The organism is Candidatus Pedobacter colombiensis, assembly GCA_029202485.1.
Taxonomy (GTDB): domain Bacteria; phylum Bacteroidota; class Bacteroidia; order Sphingobacteriales; family Sphingobacteriaceae; genus Pedobacter; species Pedobacter colombiensis.
In genome coordinates this window covers 3643387-3661239 of the sequence record CP119313.1, presented here as the reverse complement: position 1 = coordinate 3661239, position 17853 = coordinate 3643387, and the positions used below count along the sequence as shown (strand labels likewise).

Below are 17853 nucleotides of genomic sequence, written 5' to 3'. Positions count from 1 at the left end.
AGATGCTAAACCTTTCATTAAACATACAAATTACAACGCCTAAAGATGCTTATACATTAATGTTCGACTCCGTTGCATCTGTAGAAATTGAAAGTTCCTGGAAAAACCTGACAGATACAGCCAGGATCACCCTGCCCCGGCATATTCGGTTGAAGAATAGTGTTTATAACGATATCAATGATATTATTGTCAGGGGCTCCAGGGTGGAGATTAATCTTGGTTATGATGGTAGTCTGAAGCGAGAATTTACCGGTTATGTGAGTAGGGTGGATGCTAAAACGCCTTTTTCCATCGAATGTGCAGATGAAATGTGGAACCTGAAGCAAACAACATTCAGTCAGGCCTGGAGAAAAGTGACCTTAAAAGAGTTGATTTCGTTCATCTATAAAGGGAAAAGTAAAGTTGTGGATCGTGATCTGGGCAGTTATAGGATCGTTAATTCAAGTGCGGCAAAGGTGCTTGAAGATCTTAAAGAACAGCAGGGGATCTATAGCTTTTTTAGATACGATGAATCATTAAATGATGTTGTCTTGAATGTCGGACTTGGTCCATACGCATTGTCTACCAGTGATAAGGTTATTTATAACCTGAATAAAAATGTGGTAGATAACAGCTTGACCTACCGCATGTCTGAAGATGTGAAAATTGGGGTTACAGCAACTTCCGTTCAAAGCGATAATAGCAAGGTAGAGGTGAAGGTCGGAGACAAGGACGGCGATAATCGAACGTTGAAATGTCCGGTAAATCTTAATCATTCATCAGTCACAGATTTGGCTAAAACTTTCCTTGACCAGCTTAAGGTGGCAGGTTATAAAGGATCGCTCACCGGATTTGGAAATCCTATTGTAAAGCATGGTGATATCATACGGGTGGAAGATAATATGTTTCCGGAGCGAACGGGTTTATACTTCGCAGATACCGTAAAAGTGAATTTTGGAAGCTCCGGTTTCCGAAGGAATGTAGAATTAGGATATAAAGCAGGGTAATGAAGGATCTGATAAAAGAAATAACAAAAGGAGCATTTTTATCTGCGGTGGTTGGAATTGTGAAGTCAGTCGATTTGGATAATTTCACCTGCGATGTGGAAACGCTGACCGAAGGAGAAGTGCTGGATGTTAGGTTAAGGGCTTCGGTGGATCAGCAAAAAAATGGTAGCACGCTCATTCCTAAAATTGGAAGTTCAGTGATCCTGGCGCCAATTGACAATAACAGAACGCAATACTATGTCGCGATGTTTAGCGAAGTGGATGAGCTTTCCATACAGATCCAGGGCCAGGTATTTCAAATGGCTAAAGGTGGTATGAGCCTGAAGAACGATAAAGAAGATCTTAAGGGTATCCTGACCAGCTTTTGTGAGGAGATGCTGAAGATCTATGCCCCTAAAAATGTACCGGGAATTAATAATCTAAAAATACGTATTAAAAATCTACTAAAATGAGCTTAAATAAGAAACAACTGGTTCAGGACCTGACCAATATGTATGAGCATACGATGGGTTCAAATGCAGATGAGCTGACAGCTAAAGATGATTTTATCAACGCCCTGGCTACGGCGATTGATACTTATGTGAAGTCCGCAACGATAAAGTATACAGGTGGTCTGGCTGCTCCTAATGGTCCGGTTTCGGGAACCTTTAATCATACGATAGAATGAGTTATGTAAGTGATATCATGTTGTCCTCAACAAATGATTTGTTAGTGGAGAATGGGGATTTCTCGGTAGGCTATTCCGACGATCAGCACATCATGCTGGTGTTGATGAACTCCCCGGGGCAGCTCAGGCACGAGCCGCTGATCGGTATCGGTATAGATCGCTATAAAAACAGCCGTCTTGATCACATTACCATCATGAAGTTAAAGCAGGAAATCCGACTGCAACTACAGCTGGATGGCTTCGACGCCTCAACAATAGAAACAATAATTAACGACCAGGAGATAACCGTAAATGCAGAACGATAATGGCAAGAGAAACAGATATTATTTATAATGAAGCCCTGTTGGTAAAACAGGCACAACCGGAATTGGAACAACTGAATAGTCCGAGTTCCACAGCAATCTGGAGCAACTGGCTCATGGTCTTCGCTCGTATTATTCACCTCTTTGAAGTCAAAATGGATCTTTTTAAAGCTGAAGTTCAGGAGATCATTGATAACAATCAATATGGAACTTTGTATTGGTGGGCATTGCGCACAAAGGAATATCAGCATGGCGAATTGCTGCAGTTCCTGAACAATCACTACGTATATCCCGCTATTGATGTAGCCAAACAGATTGTCGGTTTGGTTTCGATCACCGATGAACGTGGGATTGTGAAAATCAAGGCTGCAAAGATTGTGGCTAATCAGCCAATGGAACTCAGTGCCCAGGAAGCACAGGGATTGCTTTCTTATTGTCAGCAAATTCGGCCTGCGGGAACCCGTATCGCTGTAGAAAGTTTACCTGCTGATTTGATGAAGGTCAGCCTAAATATCTATTATAATGCACAGATTGATCTGGATAATCTGATTCCAAATGTAGAAGCTGCTTTTGTCAACTACATCAATACGCTTGAATTTGATGCCGTATTTTACGTAAACAAAATGATTGATGCACTTCAACAGGTTCCAGGTGTGACCAAGGAACAGGTGGAAGTGATCAACATTGCGGCTAAGCAAGGTACCGATCCTTATACTTCTTTTACTTCAAAATATCAGGCAAGTTCGGGGTATTTTAAAATAGATCCGGATTTTCCATTATCGGCCACTTTTAATTATATCGCAGGATGAGGTATTCTTTTAATATTAACAGGTTAACAGACCTGCTGCTGGCGAAGATGTTTCATAAACCGCTTCATCTGATCTGGCTAAAAACAGCATTGTCACCGCTAAGCACAACGTATGCTGCATTTATGTCGTACAGGAGTAATAAACTTGCTGTGGCAACCATTAACAGCTCTGTAAATAGACTTACAAAAGCGCTGAACGATCGTTTTGAAGTAACTGATATCTATTTGGTTCATCAGCTCGATTACGTGGACGGTGCTTATGAATACTTATCTACGGATACGCATTATGAGGAATTTGACTACCTCTCCGGAGAGTTTAACAATCAGCAGGATTACGATTTCTTTTCCAATGAGTATGTGCCGGATGTTGATTTTGTGGTGAGAGTCCCAGTTGCGTTATCGCTCAAAGTAAATGAAATCAAGGCATTTATCTTAAAATATACCATGGCCGGTCGCCGATTTACTATAGAATTATATTAATATGAAAGAGCTTTTAAAAATACAAGGCGGTTATCCGCGTCAGATGGATTACCTGATCAATATGCAAAATGAATTGTTTATGATGAACAATTCAATGCTTGCTGGTTTAGGAATTGACTTAGCACTGTCGGGCTGCGAAGTGACCGATCACGGTAATGGTACTTTGAGTATTGCTGCCGGTGTAGTTTACATTTCCGGTGAGGTATTGCGCTTTGATGGCGCCTCCAATTTATCCGATTATGCGACTAAGACCTTAGTGAAAGGAGCTTTTGTGGCTTCCGATCCTAAAATTTTTGCAGATCAACAATCTAAAAATGTGTACAGGGAGGCTAAAGCTATTGTAGGAGCCCGATCGTCCATGCTTCAGCTACAGATAAAAAACACAAACTTGTATAACATTAAAGATTATATCAGTGATACAATAGCAGCGGTGGATGTCAAGGGGGCGATCAGACAGATCTACGATTTTGATGGAACCTTTATGGCTAGTTTTGATGCTTCAGGCTTAGGAATAACACCAAGATGGGACGGATGGGCGTTGATGAATGGTAACAATGGGACTAAAGACGCTCAGGGGCGTTCTTTAATTGGAGTTGGTAGGTATTTTGATTCTGTTACTGGTCTCCAAACAAATTATACTATCGGAGAATTAGGGGGAGAAAAAACACATAAACTTACAGTTGCTGAAATGCCAAATCATGATCATACAATGGAATCCGGAAGCGTTAGTTCAGGCGGAGCGGGTGCTTACCAGGGATATAACGGAGGGGGAAGCGGAGGAGCTAGGACAAGGCCGTCTGGTGGAGGTCAGCCGCATAACAACATGCAACCATACTTGGCTGTCTATATTGTTGTAAAGATTCGTTAAACTTTAAACGCGCTGAATTATCTAGCGCGTTTTTTTTCTTTTGGAAGTTTGGTTTTTAACTTTTTTATTTTTCGTTTTTGCTCTTATAAAAGAACTGCCGTTTTTGTGGTTCAATTAATTTTTTTGCGTTAAATTCTCGGAGATGGATTTTTCTGAGCATTTTTTACACTTTATATGGCAGTTTAGGCTGCTTAATTCGGCTAAACTTTACTGTGAAGACGGAGAGGAATTACAGGTATTACATCCTGGTATTTTAAATAAACACGCTGGACCCGATTTTAGCGGAGCTAAACTGGTTATTGATGGGTTGAATTGGGTCGGTGATGTAGAGATTCACCTCAAATCTTCCGATTGGCTTGCCCATGGTCACCAACACAATCCTGCTTACAATTCCGTTGTCCTTCATGTGGTTTATCAATATGATAGTCCAATTTATCGGACAAACGGCAGTTTGGTACCTGTGCTTGTGCTTAAAAATCTTTTTTCTGACCATCTATTTGCTAATTATAGTGAACTCATCGCTACGGTAAATCCTTTCCCTTGCCAAAAACATATTGCAGATGTGGATCGGATTGTAGTAGATGCTTTTTTATCCAGAGTAATGATAGAGCGATTTGAACAAAAATCGGAAGAGGTATTTAAGAAGCTCAGTCAAAACAGAGGAGACTGGGAACAGACGTTTTACTATTTTCTGGCCAGAAACTTTGGTTTTAAAGTAAATGCAGTCCCATTTGAATTACTTGCCGATGCTTTACCACATCATCTTTTTTCTAAATATAAAGACAATGCTCTGCAAATAGCAGCGCTTATATTTGGACAGGCAGGATTTTTGGAACAACCATTTATTGAAGTCTATCCAAGACAACTACAAAAGGAATATGCCTTTTTGAGGAAGAAGCATAGTTTAACCCATATTGAGTCTGCTTTATGGAAGTTTTTGAGAATGCGGCCACAGAATTTCCCTACGATTAGATTGGCGCAGTTTGCTGCATTAATTCTAAAATCCAATCATCTATTTTCAAAAATATTAAAAGCAGGTTCTGTGGCCGAAATGCAGGTGCTTTTTAGTGAGTTGCCTGTAAATGAATATTGGCGAACTCATTACCATTTCAATAAAAATACCGGGAAGGTCATTGTTCAGCCGGGGCTACAGTTCGTTCATAACATCATTATCAATACCGTTTGCCTGTTTTTATTCTCTTATGGGAAGTATACGGATCAACCTGAACTGGTAGACAGAGCGATTGATTTTCTGGAGCGCATTCCTTCGGAAAGCAATGCTATTGTAAATCAATATGTAAGCGCAGGGGTTATAGCAGACCGCGCTTTTACATCCCAGGCTTTACTTCAGTTAAATAAATTCTATTGTAGTCAGAAAAAATGCCTAAATTGTGCTATAGGAATTAAAATCTTAAAAAAATAACATGTTCCAGCGGATCATTACTTTTATTGAAAAGCAGAGTTTTGGGGTATGTACCTATCTTGCAGAGCGGTTAAGTATATCCATCAGTAAAATCAGATTGTTTTTTATCTATTCTTCTTTTTTGGCTGTCGGCTTTCCGATCGTGTTTTATATACTTGCCGCATTGGTATTGGATGTAAGGCATTATATTAAAAAGATCAGGACGCGGATCTGGGATGTTTAGTTAAACTTTAAGGATTTCTGCAATTTCATGGAAGCCCTTTTCCTTTGCAAGATCGGAGGGTAATTTACCACCTTCCATTCTCATGTCAACTTCTGCGGAGTGCTCTAACAACAATATGATCAATTCAATATCCCCTAATTGTGCTGCGGCATGAAGTGGTGTAAAACCTGCCTGTTGAGCTACGTTTACATTTGCTCCGGCATTGATTAATATTTTAGTGATGTTGAGGTTTCCCGAAGCTACTGCAGAGTGAATTGGAAAAACATTATAACCATTGTTGGCAGGTATATTTGCATCTGCACCTCTAGATATCAGGAGTTTGGTTATCTCTTCATTGCCAAAATAGGCAGCCAGGCCTAATGGCGTAAAGCCATCTTTAGAAAAGGCGTTCACCGTATTGGGATTACGTTCTGTTATGAATGCCGTTTCTTCGAGTTTGCCCAGAGCGCAGGCTTCAAACAGGTTGATTTGATTAGCGAAATTAGCTATTAAGGCAGCAATTTCAGGTTTTTTGTAATAGCAGGCCAGCAAAATGGGAGACATACCATGACTGGTGTCTTTAGTAGCAAGGGTAGGGGTTTCGGTTAAAAGATCAAAAATATCCTGTCTACTTCCCGTTTCGATTAATGTCTCTAGATCCGTCATTTCTAATGTTAAATTTCGGTTAAAAATGGTTAAATAATTTAATATAGGCAAATAGGGCGCTGGTTGTAAATAAAAAGTTTTTTTAGCAATGTTTATAATAACTTAGCACATACAACTATATGTTTTATATTTGTTAATTATTAAAATCAGTAATTAAAGATGTCGGTAAGGGGAAACCAGTTTAAGTCAAATTCATTTAAAAATGAGCCTGCGGAGAAGCAAAGCTCGAGATCATCCACTACCAGACCATTTAAAGAAAGAGTAGAGATTTTACCTCGTTTTAATTTTCAGGACGGTAGATTGTTTAAGATCATCGGACTGGTATTCTTAATTTTGTCACTCTATTTTCTCATTGCCTTTACGTCTTATTTGTTTACCTGGCAAGAAGATTATAGTTATGTAATAGACGCAAATGGAGGTTGGAGTAATCTTTTTAAAACAACTGAAGAGCTTCAGCAGGTAAATATAGCGCCAGTTGTACAAAATTGGTTGGGTAAAGTGGGTGCATTGTTATCGCATCAGTTTATTTACAAATGGTTCGGATTGGCGTCTTTTCTATTTGTATTTGTATTTTTTGTTATCGGTTATCGTCTGCTGTTTAAGGTTAAAATCTTCTCTATTGAAAAAACATTGGGATACAGCTTATTCTTTTTACTGTTCCTATCTTTAACATTTGGTTTTGGCCATGCTTTTGTTTCCAATACACCTCATTATGTGGAGGGCGAATTTGGTTACTGGACTAATAAATTGTTGGTCGCGCAAATTGGGATTGCCGGAGTAGGTGGGCTTATTGCTTTTTTAGCTTTAACTATATTGATCATTGCTTATAACATTGATTTTAAAATTCCGGAACGTAAAAAGAAGGAAGCTGTTGTTATACCTGATGCGCCGGAAGATTTTGAGCTGGAAAGTGAGGTACGTTCGGAACCTGTTGAGTTTAATTTGAATGACAAGTTGGGGAATCAGCGTAAACGCGAACAAAATATTGTAATTACTCCGTCCAGATTTGAAGAAAAGGAGGAAGAAGAAGAGATTGTTCCGGTATTTACTCCTGCGGTAAACGTGATGGCAGCACCGATAGAACTTAGTCCAACAGTAGAAACTACGCCTATACCAGAAAGCCCTAAAGCTGAGCCAGAGCTAACCATAGAGAAAACGGAAGAAGAGAAAAAATCGGATGAATTGGTAGCGCAGTTTGGTAACTATGATCCAACGCTGGATTTATCAAGCTATAAATATCCGCATCTTGATCTTTTAGAAAATTATGGTTCTAATAAAATCTCTGTAAATGCTGAGGAGCTTGAAGCCAATAAGAATAAAATTGTAGAGACGCTGAATCATTATAATATAGAGATTGATAAGATTAAAGCAACCATCGGACCAACCGTAACGCTTTATGAGATTATACCGGCTCCAGGTGTGCGGATCTCTAAAATCAAAAATCTTGAAGATGATATTGCCTTAAGTTTGGCTGCTTTGGGTATCCGTATCATTGCTCCGATGCCGGGTAAGGGGACTATTGGTATTGAGGTACCTAATATGCATCCTGAAATGGTTTCTATGCGCAGTATTCTGGCAACGGAAAAGTTTCAGCAAACAACTATGGATCTTCCTATTGCTATGGGTAAAACCATTTCAAACGAGGTCTATATTGGCGATTTATCGAAAATGCCCCATTTATTGGTAGCGGGAGCAACCGGGCAGGGTAAATCTGTTGGTATCAACTCTATTTTAGTCTCTTTGCTGTATAAAAAGCATCCTTCGCAACTTAAACTTGTATTGGTTGATCCTAAAAAGGTAGAGTTGACTTTATTTAATAAAATAGAGCGTCATTTTTTGGCCAAGTTGCCTGGTGAGGCGGATGCTATTATTACGGATACTAAAAAAGTAATCAATACCCTAAATTCACTATGTATAGAAATGGATCAGCGTTATGATCTGTTGAAAGATGCGCAGGTAAGGAATTTAAAGGAATACAACGAAAAATTCGTTAAACGTAAACTGAACCCTAACAACTCGCATAGGTTCTTACCTTACATCGTTTTGATTGTAGATGAGTTCGCAGATTTGATGATGACGGCGGGTAAAGAGGTGGAGCAGCCAATAGCCCGTTTAGCACAGTTGGCCCGTGCGGTAGGTATTCATTTGGTTTTAGCTACGCAACGTCCTTCAGTGAATATCATTACGGGTACGATTAAGGCGAACTTTCCGGCCAGATTGGCGTTTAGGGTATTGTCTAAAATCGACTCCAGAACAATTCTGGACAGTGGTGGTGCTGATCAGCTGATTGGTCGTGGGGATATGCTTTTATCTACTGGTAATGATCTGATCAGGTTGCAGTGTGCGTTTGTGGATACTCCAGAAGTGGATCGTATCTCTGAGTTTATTGGAAATCAGAGAGGATATCCTGAGGCTTATCAGTTGCCTGAATATATTGATGAAGCCGCTGAAAATGCTAAAATGGATTTTGATATATCTGATAGAGATTCTATGTTTGAGGATGCAGCGCGGTTAATTGTGATGCACCAGCAAGGTTCTACTTCATTAATCCAAAGAAAATTAAAACTGGGTTACAATAGGGCGGGCAGGATCATTGATCAATTGGAAGCTGCGGGAGTGGTAGGCCCATTTGAAGGTAGTAAGGCACGCGAGGTGTTGATACCTGATGATTATGCATTGGAACAGTTTTTGGATAACCTGGATAAAGATTAATATTTAATAGAAATAGGATGAAAAAAATTGTGTTGTTGTTGATTGCAGCAGTGGGATATATACATGAAGTAAGCGCGCAGACGGATGCCAAAGCTAAAATTATATTGAACGAAGTAAGTAAAAAATATCGTTCTTATGATGTGGTAAAGGCTGATTTTACATTGATAATCAACAATCAGCAAGCTAATGCTAAGGATACTCAGGAAGGTACTTTATATGTAAAAGCCAATGCGAATAAATACAAGGTTAATATGACCACGCAGGATATGATTAGCGATGGCAAAACTCTTTGGACCTATTTGAAAGAAGAAAAAGAAGTTCAGGTAACGAATGTAAACCATAGTGATGATGCGCTGAATCCGGCAAAAATATTTACCATTTATGAAAAGGGCTTTAAGTATTTATATACCGGAGATAATAAGATAGGTACCAAGGTTTACCAGATGATCGACCTGACTCCGACTGACATCAACAAATCGTACTTTAAAATACGTTTAAGCATAGATAAGGCTGCTAAGCAAATTGCCAGCGCACTTATTCTGGAGAAAAATGGAAACAGGTATACTTATAACGTGAAAACTTTCGTAGCCAATGTAAAAGTGCCTGAATCGACTTTTACTTTTGACGCGAAGAAATATCCTGGTGTAGAGGTTGTAGACCTAAGGTAATTTATTTAAGTTTGATTACATGCTTGCAACAAATATATTTTGAAGGTTACATTTTTAGGTACGGGCACATCGCAGGGTATTCCTGTTATTACCTGCAATTGTGCAGTTTGCCAATCAGCAGATCATAGGGATAAACGCTTAAGGGTTTCGGTATTGTTAGAAACCGGGGATAAGACCATTGTGATCGATAGTGGTCCTGATTTCAGGTATCAAATGCTCCGTGCGGGAGTGAAAGATCTTGATGCGATATTGTTTACTCATGAGCATAAAGATCATCTGGCTGGCCTTGATGACATTCGACCGTTCAATTACCTATTAAAAAAGCATATCGATATTTATGCAACGGAACGGGTACAACATGCGCTAAAAAAGGAATTCTCCTATATTTTTTCAGATATTCGTTATCCCGGATTACCACAGATAGAGCTACACACCATTACTGATGAAACTTTTTATGTTGGTCATACAGCCATTGTTCCACTCAATATTATGCATTATAAATTGCCTATTCTAGGATTTAGGATAGGGGACTTTACTTATATTACCGATGCAAAGACCATTGCTGAGGATACTTTAGAAAAAATAAAAGGAACTCGAATTCTTGTAGTGAATGCTTTGCAAAGAGAACAACATATTTCGCATTTTACTTTAGATGAGGCGATTGAGTTTTCGCAAAAGATAGGCGCAGAGACTACTTACTTTACGCATATCAGTCATAATTTAGGACTTCATGCAGTTGTGGAAAAAGATTTACCTGCAAATATAAAATTAGCCTATGATGGGTTGACGATATTATCTGAATAAATCTATATTTGCACAATAAATACCTACCCGGGTGGTGAAATTGGTAGACGCGCCAGCTTGAGGGGCTGGTGCTGGCAACGGCGTGGCAGTTCGAATCTGCTCTCGGGTACGAATTTTAACACTGTATTAGTATGGTGTTAAAAATTTTAAAAACTACTAAAGGTTGCAGATTCATATCTGCAGCTTTTTTTTTGCTTAAATATTATTTACTACTATTCTGTTGTTGTAAAATATTAAATGGATAATAGTACGGTTTCACATAATCTTCCGAGTAATATTCAAATTAAATTTGAATATTACTCGGAAGATTATGTACTTTTGATCTATGATCGAACGTAGAATACAAGAAGAATTGGTTTTATTGCTTAGGACATTTCCAGCAGTCGCTCTACTAGGTCCAAGGCAAGTAGGGAAAACCACACTCACCCGTGAGCTATTAAAAAGCAGTCTACAACAAGTAATATACTTCGATCTTGAAAATGACGATGACATTGCGCGTATGGAGAATCCTGCGTTCTTGTTTGAACAATATAAAGATGCTTGTATAGTCCTTGATGAAATTCAACGCGTGCCGGATCTATTCCGACAATTAAGACCTATCATAGATCAACACAGAGTAGCAGGAAGATTTATACTTACTGGTTCTGCATCACCAGCATTAGTGAAAGGGGTTTCTGAATCTTTAGCAGGGCGTATTGCTTTTGCTGAAATGTCTCCAATAAATTTATTGGAGGCAATTGATAGTGGTATTTCTCAAGAGCAGCATTGGTTTAGGGGAGGATTTCCGAACGCATTAACAAGTGCTAACAATCAGCAGTTTTCACTATGGGCAGAAAACTTTATCAGGGCATATATAGAACGTGATCTTAACCTTCTTTTTGGAGTTAACCTTTCTGAGGTACTTATTCGTAATTTTTGGTATATGCTAGCTGCAAATACAGGGAGTATTTGGACTGCAGAAAATTATGCCCGGGCATTGGGAGTGAGCAGCACAACAATAAAGAGATATCTGGATTTCATGGAAGGTGCTTTCATGGTTAGACAATTACCTGCATGGTACATTAATGTTGGAAAACGTGTGGTAAAAGCACCAAAAGTTTATATTCGGGACAGTGGCTTACTACATCAGTTAAACCGCATCAAAAGTAGTGCAGAGCTTCCGTTAAACCTGATTGTCGGTGCTTCCTGGGAAAGCTATGTTGTCGAGCAGATCTATCAGTTGAAACCCAAACATCTGGAGATGTATTATTACCGTACGCAACATGGGGCCGAATGTGATGTGATATTGGTAGACGGACTTAAACCAGTAGTTGCCATTGAAATTAAATATGCAACAGTTCCTTCTCTTTCTAAGGGTTTTTATAATGTATTGGATGATTTGCAGGTGGAAAAGGCATTTGTAATTACGCCTGGCGAAAAGCAGTATGCTTTGGATGAAAAAACGACAGTTAGCGGACTGCAATTTTTCTTGAAAAATATTTTAAGTGAACTGTGATTTGATGGTTCATTTTAATAAGTTCGAACTTTAATGTAGTTCGAGGAATCTTCTTTTCATCTTAAAATTCTTGCTCTGGCTCCCTTGTCCATAAGGGCTCAATCCCGTGAGAAATAACAGTAGATATAATAGATAAGTTTTCATATTGTTTCTGTTCACTAGTGGGATATGTTCCAGCTTGTAGGACATTTCTTGATAAATATCAAGTGTGGCGACATGATATATGGCTGTCAGCCCTACGATTATGAAGATGGTGCCCTGGTTTTCGTGGCTCCTGGACAGGTTTATGGTATAGATAGCAATGGAATAGCTTTTAAACATCAACAGCGCAGTTAGGAAAAGAGTTACAGATAGCGTTTATTTGGGTAGGATATTGCCGATGTAAAGCAGATAGTGGGAGTGGAAAACTTCAAGGTTTGTTTGTTAATAAATAAGTACTGCTTTTCCGTTCTCACATCTTATTTCTTTTGGTGGGTTAAGCAAAGTACAATCTGATACAATCCCCCATTTCTTATTGAATTTCTCTGATTCGGCAGTGTAGAAGTTAACTTTTTTTATAAAGTCATTTGTGTCTATTTTAGTGGAGTAACTGATATAGTCTGATGGACCGCCACAGGCCTTTGCACCTATTGGCATGAATTTCCATTCTTTAGCATCTTCACAGCTCACTTTTTTTGACAGCTCTATGATTTCATTCTTTAATTTTATAAGATTAGCCTGCTCGACCTCTTTAGATGAATTAGCAGGATTGTCAAGTCCCGCCTTACAGCCTGAGATTAAGAAAAATGCCATTAAAGCAAAAATCATCAGGGTTAGATATGGTTTCGTTTTAAAATTATTCATAATATCAAAGTTGTTATCTTCAAATAATGAATTTACAATAAAAATATTACAGGTAAAGAAAAAACCAATTTGGTATTTGCTGGGAATTAAAGATATATAGGATTTATATTTTTAAGAAAAATACTCTTGTGTCTATGCAACGTTTCTTTAAATCGGGTGTCATATGAACAAACCTTCTATTTTGGAGGATTACTCATATTTAAAACGTTGTTCATGAAAAAACGAATCATCCTATTTTTCTCTTTCCTGGTGCTTCATCTTTCGGCCTTTGCCCAAACGAAAAAAATCAATGTTTACCTGTTGGGTACTTTTCACTTCAATCAAGTTGACACTTTAACTTACGATGTTAATGATGAAAAGCATCAGGAAAGCATTAAACAACTTGCAACTAAGGTAGTGAACTTAAAGCCTGATAAGGTTTTTGTGGAGAGGATGCCCGAATGGGAGTATAAAAATAAGATGGATAGCTCGTACCAGGAATATAGAAAGGGAAATTTAAGAAAGCTAAGAAATGAAATTTGGCAAGTTGGTGCTCGCATTGCAGTTGCGCTCAACCACCCGCATATCTTTCAATGTGATCATCCCGGAATGTACGGTGTTTATTATCAGAAGTTAGTTAACTATGCAAAGGCTCACAATGAGCAGGATAAGCTGGCAAAGAAAAATGGGTTGGGAATGACCATACCTTTAACAACGCTAATGAAAAGTGATTCTGTTCGTAAATCGGTCGACTTATTGGAATACCTACGCTGGCTTAATTCAGCCAGAGTGCAACAGACCTCTCATGCGCATTACATTAATGTTTATCCGCAAATTGGCAATACCAATGTCTTTAGTAATGAATCTGATTATTTTTTAGGGGCCGATTTAACCATCGATTGGTACCGCAGAAACATCTTAATTTATTCAAAAATCCTTGCCCAGTTAGACTATAAAGAAAATGCCATATTCCTAATCATTGGCAATGATCATATTTCTATCATTAAACAACTCTTTAAAGACAATCCTTATTTCAATGTGGTAGAGACGGAGAAATGGCTTGGTCGGACCAAAGTAAAAGAAAAGGGATAGTGCTTTAGCTACTTCGAACCTTGCTATTATTAAAACTGCTATGTCTGGCGATTTTTTACTATTTTTCAGATTTGTTGTGGCTTAAATTAGTACTAAATTTTACACTGATGAAAGTACATATTACATTTCCGCTGGCTATTTACTCCTTCTTGTTTTTTACTTTTAAAACAGCTAGCGCACAGCATTTCATTTTTTACATTAATAACCATACTTCAAAAAATCTTATTCTGGAAAATAATCAGGTAGATCATGGTGATATAGGGCATAGTAAGGTGCCTGATCATATACCGCCCTCTGATAATGGACAATATATAGGTCTTTTCAATTCTCCCTACTGTGGTGTGGAGGGGACCATAAAGTATAAATTACAAGGGGCCTATGATACCAGTCTTATTCTATATTATGACAATCCATTTATCGGCTCAGCCAGCTATAGTGTGAGTGCTATTACTCCATTTAAATATACCATTAATTCATGGAACAATGATCAGAAGATACTTACTATAGATTTAACTGAGGGAGCTCCTAAAATACCACCAGTACCAATTAGCTACAGCACTAATGGGGTTATCAGCGGAAGTATTTATTGGAAAAAGTCAGAAATTGATCATCCTGATATATTCCCATATTACAGGGCTTTTACGATGAAGGCGTATTGCCCACTTCAGTTTACTACGAATGAGTTTGATAATAGTGCTATTAAAGGAGCTTATAATGGTCAGGATGGTTATTTTCTCGGCTCAAAACCCGTGGGTACAATTTTATATACCATTGATAACAGCGATCAGGAGTACTGTAAATTGAATTATACAGCTAGTCAAATTCCTGTAGGAGTGCCTGTATCCTTTGATATTGTTGCAGCTTATGATCCCATCAAATGGATTCCAGGGCCAGGTAAGCCAGCTCAGCCTGATAAAACTTATACCTTTATTGTAAGTACATTTTCTACTGGTAAAACAGCAGTTTGTACTTTAAATAATGGCTACTTAAAAGCTGAAGGAGTTGATTTTGTCTGTACTGGGGATTGGTTAAAGGTTGATGCAAATGGAAAAGTTGTTGGTAGTGATGGCTTTTTAGCAAAAATCGCAAACCGTAAGAATTCACATATACTTCCAGGGGGTATGCTTTCTATAAATCAAGTCAATAAAGCTATAAAAACTAATCAGGTCATTATGAAAACAGGAGTGACTAAAGATGCGACTGTGATTAAACAAGGACAAATCATTACACCAAAGGCGACTAATTAATCTATGAGTGGTTAAAATACCTTTTACTTGGACAGGGCAAGCAACAAAAGTACATAAGGTAGATTAAATGGTATCCAGAAGCTTTTTTAGTTCCTCATACCGCTGCTGTTTCCCTTTATTTTTCAGGTAGAAAGTAACCAGAAAAGCGGCATAACCTTTCGTGTTGTCCACTACAGGATAACTGCCGAATAGCCCGGGGCTAGTCACTGATCCTGAAGTTATCCATTCCCCGTAGCCGTAACCTGGTGCCCCTGCTTCGGCGGGAGAGTAGGCAATCTTCACGTCTGGAGTAATGCGATTGATTTGCATTTCCTTGATGCTGCTTTCACTGAGTAGCCGTTTACCCTTAAATGTGCCTTTATTCAAAATCATGACCAGAAAGTTAAGGTAATCTTCAGCAGTACTGTAAGCGCCGCCTGCAGGTAGGGAAACTTTGTTGTGGCCAAAGTCAGTGTTTTTCATATCCAATGGTTTTGCAATCCGTTCTGCGAAAAGCTGCTCAAAGCTTTCCCCGCTAATCTTTTCGATTACTGCACCAGCCAGCTGCAGACCAACATTGCTGTAATTAAATACTTTTCCAGGAACACCTTCCATAGGAAGTGTTGCGATCTTTGCTACAGCCTCATCCATACTACTGATGTCTTTCATATCTTGCAGACTTTCTCTCAATCCGGGGGCCTTGATCCCGGTTGTATGAGAAAGACATTCGCTAAGAGTAATGCCGCCTTTGCCATTTTTTGATAGGACAGGCAAGTATTTTCCGATGGTATCTGTAGTCTTAAGTTTTCCCTCATCTACAAAGGTCATAACTAATGCAGCACTGAGCCATTTACTGCAGCTTGCAATTTGTACCCGGGTATTTACCGTATAATCCTGCAAGTCTGCCGTTTTTCCTTGTTTTCGGGCTATCATCCTTGAAGTAACCTTTTGGCCCACGCTCATGCTGTTTGCAGAACCTGTATAAACCACCTTTCCATTCTTATAGACCATAAGTACTGCACGGCCACCCATATCCGGCGTGTTTTCGTTAAGCCAGGAGTCTAATTTTTGAGAAGTGGTTTGCGCATTTAAGCATAAGCCGAAACATACAAGAACAAGCGTAAAAGAAGACTTCAATAAATAAGTAAAAGTTCTTGTCAATTTCATGATTAAATATCTAATATAAAGCAAGTGTTTAACTTAATACACAAATATATAACAGTCAAAACGAAAACGTCATCATGGAAAATACGTTTTTTTTGTGCAAGTATTTTTTTATATATTTAGTTTAAATACTATGTGTATGCGTTTAAAGTTGTTACTGCTTTGCTTCATGTATATTGCTATAGTTCATCCTGTACAGTCCCAAGGACTACCCGCAGATACCCTTAAACTCACTTTAAACGAGGCCGAGAATCAGTTTTTAAAAAATAACCTGGCATTGATGATCCAGCATTATAATATTGATAATGCAAAGGCGCAGGTCATAACCGCCAGATTGTTCCAAAATCCTCAGCTCGACCTCAGCAGCGTTTTGTACAATCCGGTTACTAAAAAGATACTGGACCTAAGCCAGAGTGATTCCATCCCTTCTCATAATGGTGAGTATACCATTGGTATTTCCCAGCTTTTTCTAACAGCCGGGAAAAGGAACAAGAACATCCAATTGGCCAAAGTAGGAGTAGAACAGGCTACCTATCAGTTTTTTGATCTGCTAAGAACCTTAAGGTATACACTGAGGAACGACTTTTACAGTATTTACTTTCAGCAGCAATCTGAAAAAGTGTATAATCAGGAAATAAATGCTTTAGAGAAGATTTTGGTCGCTTTTGATGAGCAGTATAAAAGGGGGTATATTTCAGAAAAGGAAGTATTACGCATCCAGTCTTTATTATATTCTTTAAAGGCCGAATACACTGCATTGCAATCCAGCATAGAGAGCACAAATGCTGAATTTAAAATGCTGATCAAGGCGTCACCCACTTCGGAGGTGGTGGCGCTCTATAATTATGACTTATATGGACAGCCGGTCTTAACCTCGGTACCTTATCAGAAATTGCTTGATTCTGCCAATCTGAACCGCAGCGATTTAAAAATTGCTCAGGCAAATATGGCTTACAATGCTGTGAATTTAAAAGTGCAGCAAGCACTGGCCATCCCGGATATTACGGTAAGTGGTAATTTTGATAAATTAGGGAGTTACATCCCAAATTATACCAGCATTGGGCTGTCATTCTCACTTCCGTTTTTCAATCGTAATCAGGGGGGCATCCGTCAGGCAAGAGTAGCTATTGAACAAGGTAAAATGCAGTATCAGCAACAGCAAAACCAGGTGGAAAGTGATGTGGCAAGCAATTATAAAATTGCCTTAAAACTAGAGCTGTTTTGCAATAGTCTTAGCCCTAAATTTAAACAGGATTATACGCATTTAGTGCAGGAAGTACTTAAAAACTATATCTCCAGAAACATTGGTTTACTGGATTTTTTAAGTTATTATGATGATTTTAAGAACAATAGTTTGCTGCTGAACAATGCACTGCTTAACCGGGTTACTTCGCTGGAGAAGTTAAATTATGTAACCGGGACCCCGTTCTTTAACAAATAAATAAACACTACCTATATAAATACGCCC

20 protein-coding genes and 1 tRNA gene are annotated in these 17853 nt (G+C 38.6%); 18 read left to right on the top strand and 3 right to left on the bottom strand.

Annotation, left to right across the window (positions count from 1 at the left end):
- Positions 1-2 precede the first annotated feature (2 nt).
- From P0Y49_15375 to P0Y49_15335, 9 genes are all read left to right on the top strand, one after another.
- Positions 3-986, top strand: a complete 984-nt coding sequence (locus tag P0Y49_15375) for a hypothetical protein (protein ID WEK18171.1) — start codon at positions 3-5, stop codon at positions 984-986.
- On the top strand, positions 986-1438 hold the full coding sequence (locus P0Y49_15370; GenBank protein ID WEK18170.1) for a hypothetical protein: 453 nt from the start codon (positions 986-988) through the stop codon (positions 1436-1438). The genes P0Y49_15375 and P0Y49_15370 overlap by 1 nt, the downstream gene beginning before the upstream one ends.
- Positions 1435-1653, top strand: a complete 219-nt coding sequence (locus tag P0Y49_15365; GenBank protein WEK18169.1) for a hypothetical protein — start codon at positions 1435-1437, stop codon at positions 1651-1653. Before P0Y49_15370 ends, P0Y49_15365 begins: the two co-directional genes overlap by 4 nt.
- On the top strand, positions 1650-1958 hold the full coding sequence (locus tag P0Y49_15360; GenBank protein WEK18168.1) for a hypothetical protein: 309 nt from the start codon (positions 1650-1652) through the stop codon (positions 1956-1958). The genes P0Y49_15365 and P0Y49_15360 overlap by 4 nt, the downstream gene beginning before the upstream one ends.
- Positions 1958-2764 (top strand): hypothetical protein, encoded by an 807-nt coding sequence (locus P0Y49_15355; GenBank protein WEK18167.1) that lies wholly within the window; start codon positions 1958-1960, stop codon positions 2762-2764. The genes P0Y49_15360 and P0Y49_15355 overlap by 1 nt, the downstream gene beginning before the upstream one ends.
- Entirely contained in the window at positions 2761-3243 is a 483-nt protein-coding gene (locus tag P0Y49_15350; GenBank protein ID WEK18166.1) for a hypothetical protein, read from the top strand. Before P0Y49_15355 ends, P0Y49_15350 begins: the two co-directional genes overlap by 4 nt.
- Before the next feature lies 1 nt (position 3244).
- Positions 3245-4111 (top strand): hypothetical protein, encoded by an 867-nt coding sequence (locus tag P0Y49_15345; GenBank protein WEK18165.1) that lies wholly within the window; start codon positions 3245-3247, stop codon positions 4109-4111.
- A gap of 142 nt (positions 4112-4253) precedes the next feature.
- On the top strand, positions 4254-5534 hold the full coding sequence (locus P0Y49_15340; protein ID WEK18164.1) for a DUF2851 family protein: 1281 nt from the start codon (positions 4254-4256) through the stop codon (positions 5532-5534).
- Position 5535: 1 nt separating this feature from the next.
- Positions 5536-5757, top strand: coding sequence for a PspC domain-containing protein (locus P0Y49_15335; GenBank protein ID WEK18163.1), 222 nt, complete (start codon positions 5536-5538; stop codon positions 5755-5757).
- Here P0Y49_15335 and P0Y49_15330 read toward each other — a convergent pair whose 3' ends face one another.
- Positions 5758-6402 (bottom strand): ankyrin repeat domain-containing protein, encoded by a 645-nt coding sequence (locus P0Y49_15330; protein WEK18162.1) that lies wholly within the window; start codon positions 6400-6402, stop codon positions 5758-5760.
- A 159-nt stretch (positions 6403-6561) separates the two neighbouring features.
- Here P0Y49_15330 and P0Y49_15325 point away from each other — a divergent pair, with 159 nt between their 5' ends.
- The 6 genes from P0Y49_15325 to P0Y49_15300 all read left to right on the top strand — a co-directional run bounded on the left by P0Y49_15325 (position 6562) and on the right by P0Y49_15300 (position 12417).
- On the top strand, positions 6562-9114 hold the full coding sequence (locus P0Y49_15325) for a DNA translocase FtsK 4TM domain-containing protein (GenBank protein ID WEK18161.1): 2553 nt from the start codon (positions 6562-6564) through the stop codon (positions 9112-9114).
- Between the two features lie 17 nt (positions 9115-9131).
- A complete protein-coding gene (locus P0Y49_15320; GenBank protein ID WEK18160.1) occupies positions 9132-9782 on the top strand; it encodes an outer membrane lipoprotein carrier protein LolA in 651 nt (216 codons plus the stop codon).
- Between the two features lie 39 nt (positions 9783-9821).
- The gene (locus tag P0Y49_15315; protein WEK18159.1) at positions 9822-10586 is read left to right on the top strand and encodes an MBL fold metallo-hydrolase; all 765 of its coding nucleotides are present in this window, start codon (positions 9822-9824) and stop codon (positions 10584-10586) included.
- A gap of 25 nt (positions 10587-10611) precedes the next feature.
- A tRNA-Leu gene (locus tag P0Y49_15310) sits at positions 10612-10695 on the top strand.
- Between the two features lie 216 nt (positions 10696-10911).
- Positions 10912-12081, top strand: a complete 1170-nt coding sequence (locus tag P0Y49_15305; protein WEK18158.1) for an ATP-binding protein — start codon at positions 10912-10914, stop codon at positions 12079-12081.
- 168 nt (positions 12082-12249) lie between these two features.
- Positions 12250-12417, top strand: coding sequence for a hypothetical protein (locus tag P0Y49_15300; protein WEK18157.1), 168 nt, complete (start codon positions 12250-12252; stop codon positions 12415-12417).
- A gap of 87 nt (positions 12418-12504) precedes the next feature.
- Here the strand turns inward: P0Y49_15300 and P0Y49_15295 are convergent, their stop codons facing one another.
- A complete protein-coding gene (locus P0Y49_15295) occupies positions 12505-12924 on the bottom strand; it encodes a hypothetical protein (GenBank protein WEK18156.1) in 420 nt (139 codons plus the stop codon).
- A gap of 213 nt (positions 12925-13137) precedes the next feature.
- Here P0Y49_15295 and P0Y49_15290 point away from each other — a divergent pair, with 213 nt between their 5' ends.
- Together P0Y49_15290 and P0Y49_15285 are read left to right on the top strand one after the other, a co-directional pair.
- The gene (locus P0Y49_15290) at positions 13138-13995 is read left to right on the top strand and encodes a DUF5694 domain-containing protein (GenBank protein ID WEK18155.1); all 858 of its coding nucleotides are present in this window, start codon (positions 13138-13140) and stop codon (positions 13993-13995) included.
- Between the two features lie 107 nt (positions 13996-14102).
- Complete coding sequence (locus P0Y49_15285) at positions 14103-15242, top strand: hypothetical protein (protein ID WEK18154.1); 1140 nt, start codon at positions 14103-14105, stop codon at positions 15240-15242.
- A 63-nt stretch (positions 15243-15305) separates the two neighbouring features.
- On the opposite strand, the gene P0Y49_15280 is transcribed toward P0Y49_15285, so the two are convergent.
- Positions 15306-16388 (bottom strand): serine hydrolase, encoded by a 1083-nt coding sequence (locus P0Y49_15280; GenBank protein ID WEK18153.1) that lies wholly within the window; start codon positions 16386-16388, stop codon positions 15306-15308.
- 136 nt (positions 16389-16524) lie between these two features.
- Here P0Y49_15280 and P0Y49_15275 point away from each other — a divergent pair, with 136 nt between their 5' ends.
- On the top strand, positions 16525-17826 hold the full coding sequence (locus P0Y49_15275) for a TolC family protein (GenBank protein ID WEK18152.1): 1302 nt from the start codon (positions 16525-16527) through the stop codon (positions 17824-17826).
- Positions 17827-17853 lie beyond the last annotated feature (27 nt).

Excerpts from the sequence above, each read along its gene's own strand:
- P0Y49_15375 (WEK18171.1), top strand. The coding sequence starts at position 3 with ATGCTAAACCTTTCATTAAACATACAAATTACAACGCCTAAAGATGCT.
- P0Y49_15370 (WEK18170.1), top strand. The coding sequence starts at position 986 with ATGAAGGATCTGATAAAAGAAATAACAAAAGGAGCATTTTTATCTGCG.
- P0Y49_15365 (WEK18169.1), top strand. The coding sequence starts at position 1,435 with ATGAGCTTAAATAAGAAACAACTGGTTCAGGACCTGACCAATATGTAT.
- P0Y49_15360 (WEK18168.1), top strand. The coding sequence starts at position 1,650 with ATGAGTTATGTAAGTGATATCATGTTGTCCTCAACAAATGATTTGTTA.
- P0Y49_15355 (WEK18167.1), top strand. The coding sequence starts at position 1,958 with ATGGCAAGAGAAACAGATATTATTTATAATGAAGCCCTGTTGGTAAAA.
- P0Y49_15350 (WEK18166.1), top strand. The coding sequence starts at position 2,761 with ATGAGGTATTCTTTTAATATTAACAGGTTAACAGACCTGCTGCTGGCG.
- P0Y49_15345 (WEK18165.1), top strand. The coding sequence starts at position 3,245 with ATGAAAGAGCTTTTAAAAATACAAGGCGGTTATCCGCGTCAGATGGAT.
- P0Y49_15340 (WEK18164.1), top strand. The coding sequence starts at position 4,254 with ATGGATTTTTCTGAGCATTTTTTACACTTTATATGGCAGTTTAGGCTG.
- P0Y49_15335 (WEK18163.1), top strand. The coding sequence starts at position 5,536 with ATGTTCCAGCGGATCATTACTTTTATTGAAAAGCAGAGTTTTGGGGTA.
- P0Y49_15330 (WEK18162.1), bottom strand. The coding sequence starts at position 6,402 with ATGACGGATCTAGAGACATTAATCGAAACGGGAAGTAGACAGGATATT.
- P0Y49_15325 (WEK18161.1), top strand. The coding sequence starts at position 6,562 with ATGTCGGTAAGGGGAAACCAGTTTAAGTCAAATTCATTTAAAAATGAG.
- P0Y49_15320 (WEK18160.1), top strand. The coding sequence starts at position 9,132 with ATGAAAAAAATTGTGTTGTTGTTGATTGCAGCAGTGGGATATATACAT.
- P0Y49_15305 (WEK18158.1), top strand. The coding sequence starts at position 10,912 with ATGATCGAACGTAGAATACAAGAAGAATTGGTTTTATTGCTTAGGACA.
- P0Y49_15300 (WEK18157.1), top strand. The coding sequence starts at position 12,250 with ATGTTCCAGCTTGTAGGACATTTCTTGATAAATATCAAGTGTGGCGAC.
- P0Y49_15295 (WEK18156.1), bottom strand. The coding sequence starts at position 12,924 with ATGAATAATTTTAAAACGAAACCATATCTAACCCTGATGATTTTTGCT.
- P0Y49_15290 (WEK18155.1), top strand. The coding sequence starts at position 13,138 with ATGAAAAAACGAATCATCCTATTTTTCTCTTTCCTGGTGCTTCATCTT.
- P0Y49_15285 (WEK18154.1), top strand. The coding sequence starts at position 14,103 with ATGAAAGTACATATTACATTTCCGCTGGCTATTTACTCCTTCTTGTTT.
- P0Y49_15280 (WEK18153.1), bottom strand. The coding sequence starts at position 16,388 with ATGAAATTGACAAGAACTTTTACTTATTTATTGAAGTCTTCTTTTACG.
- P0Y49_15275 (WEK18152.1), top strand. The coding sequence starts at position 16,525 with ATGCGTTTAAAGTTGTTACTGCTTTGCTTCATGTATATTGCTATAGTT.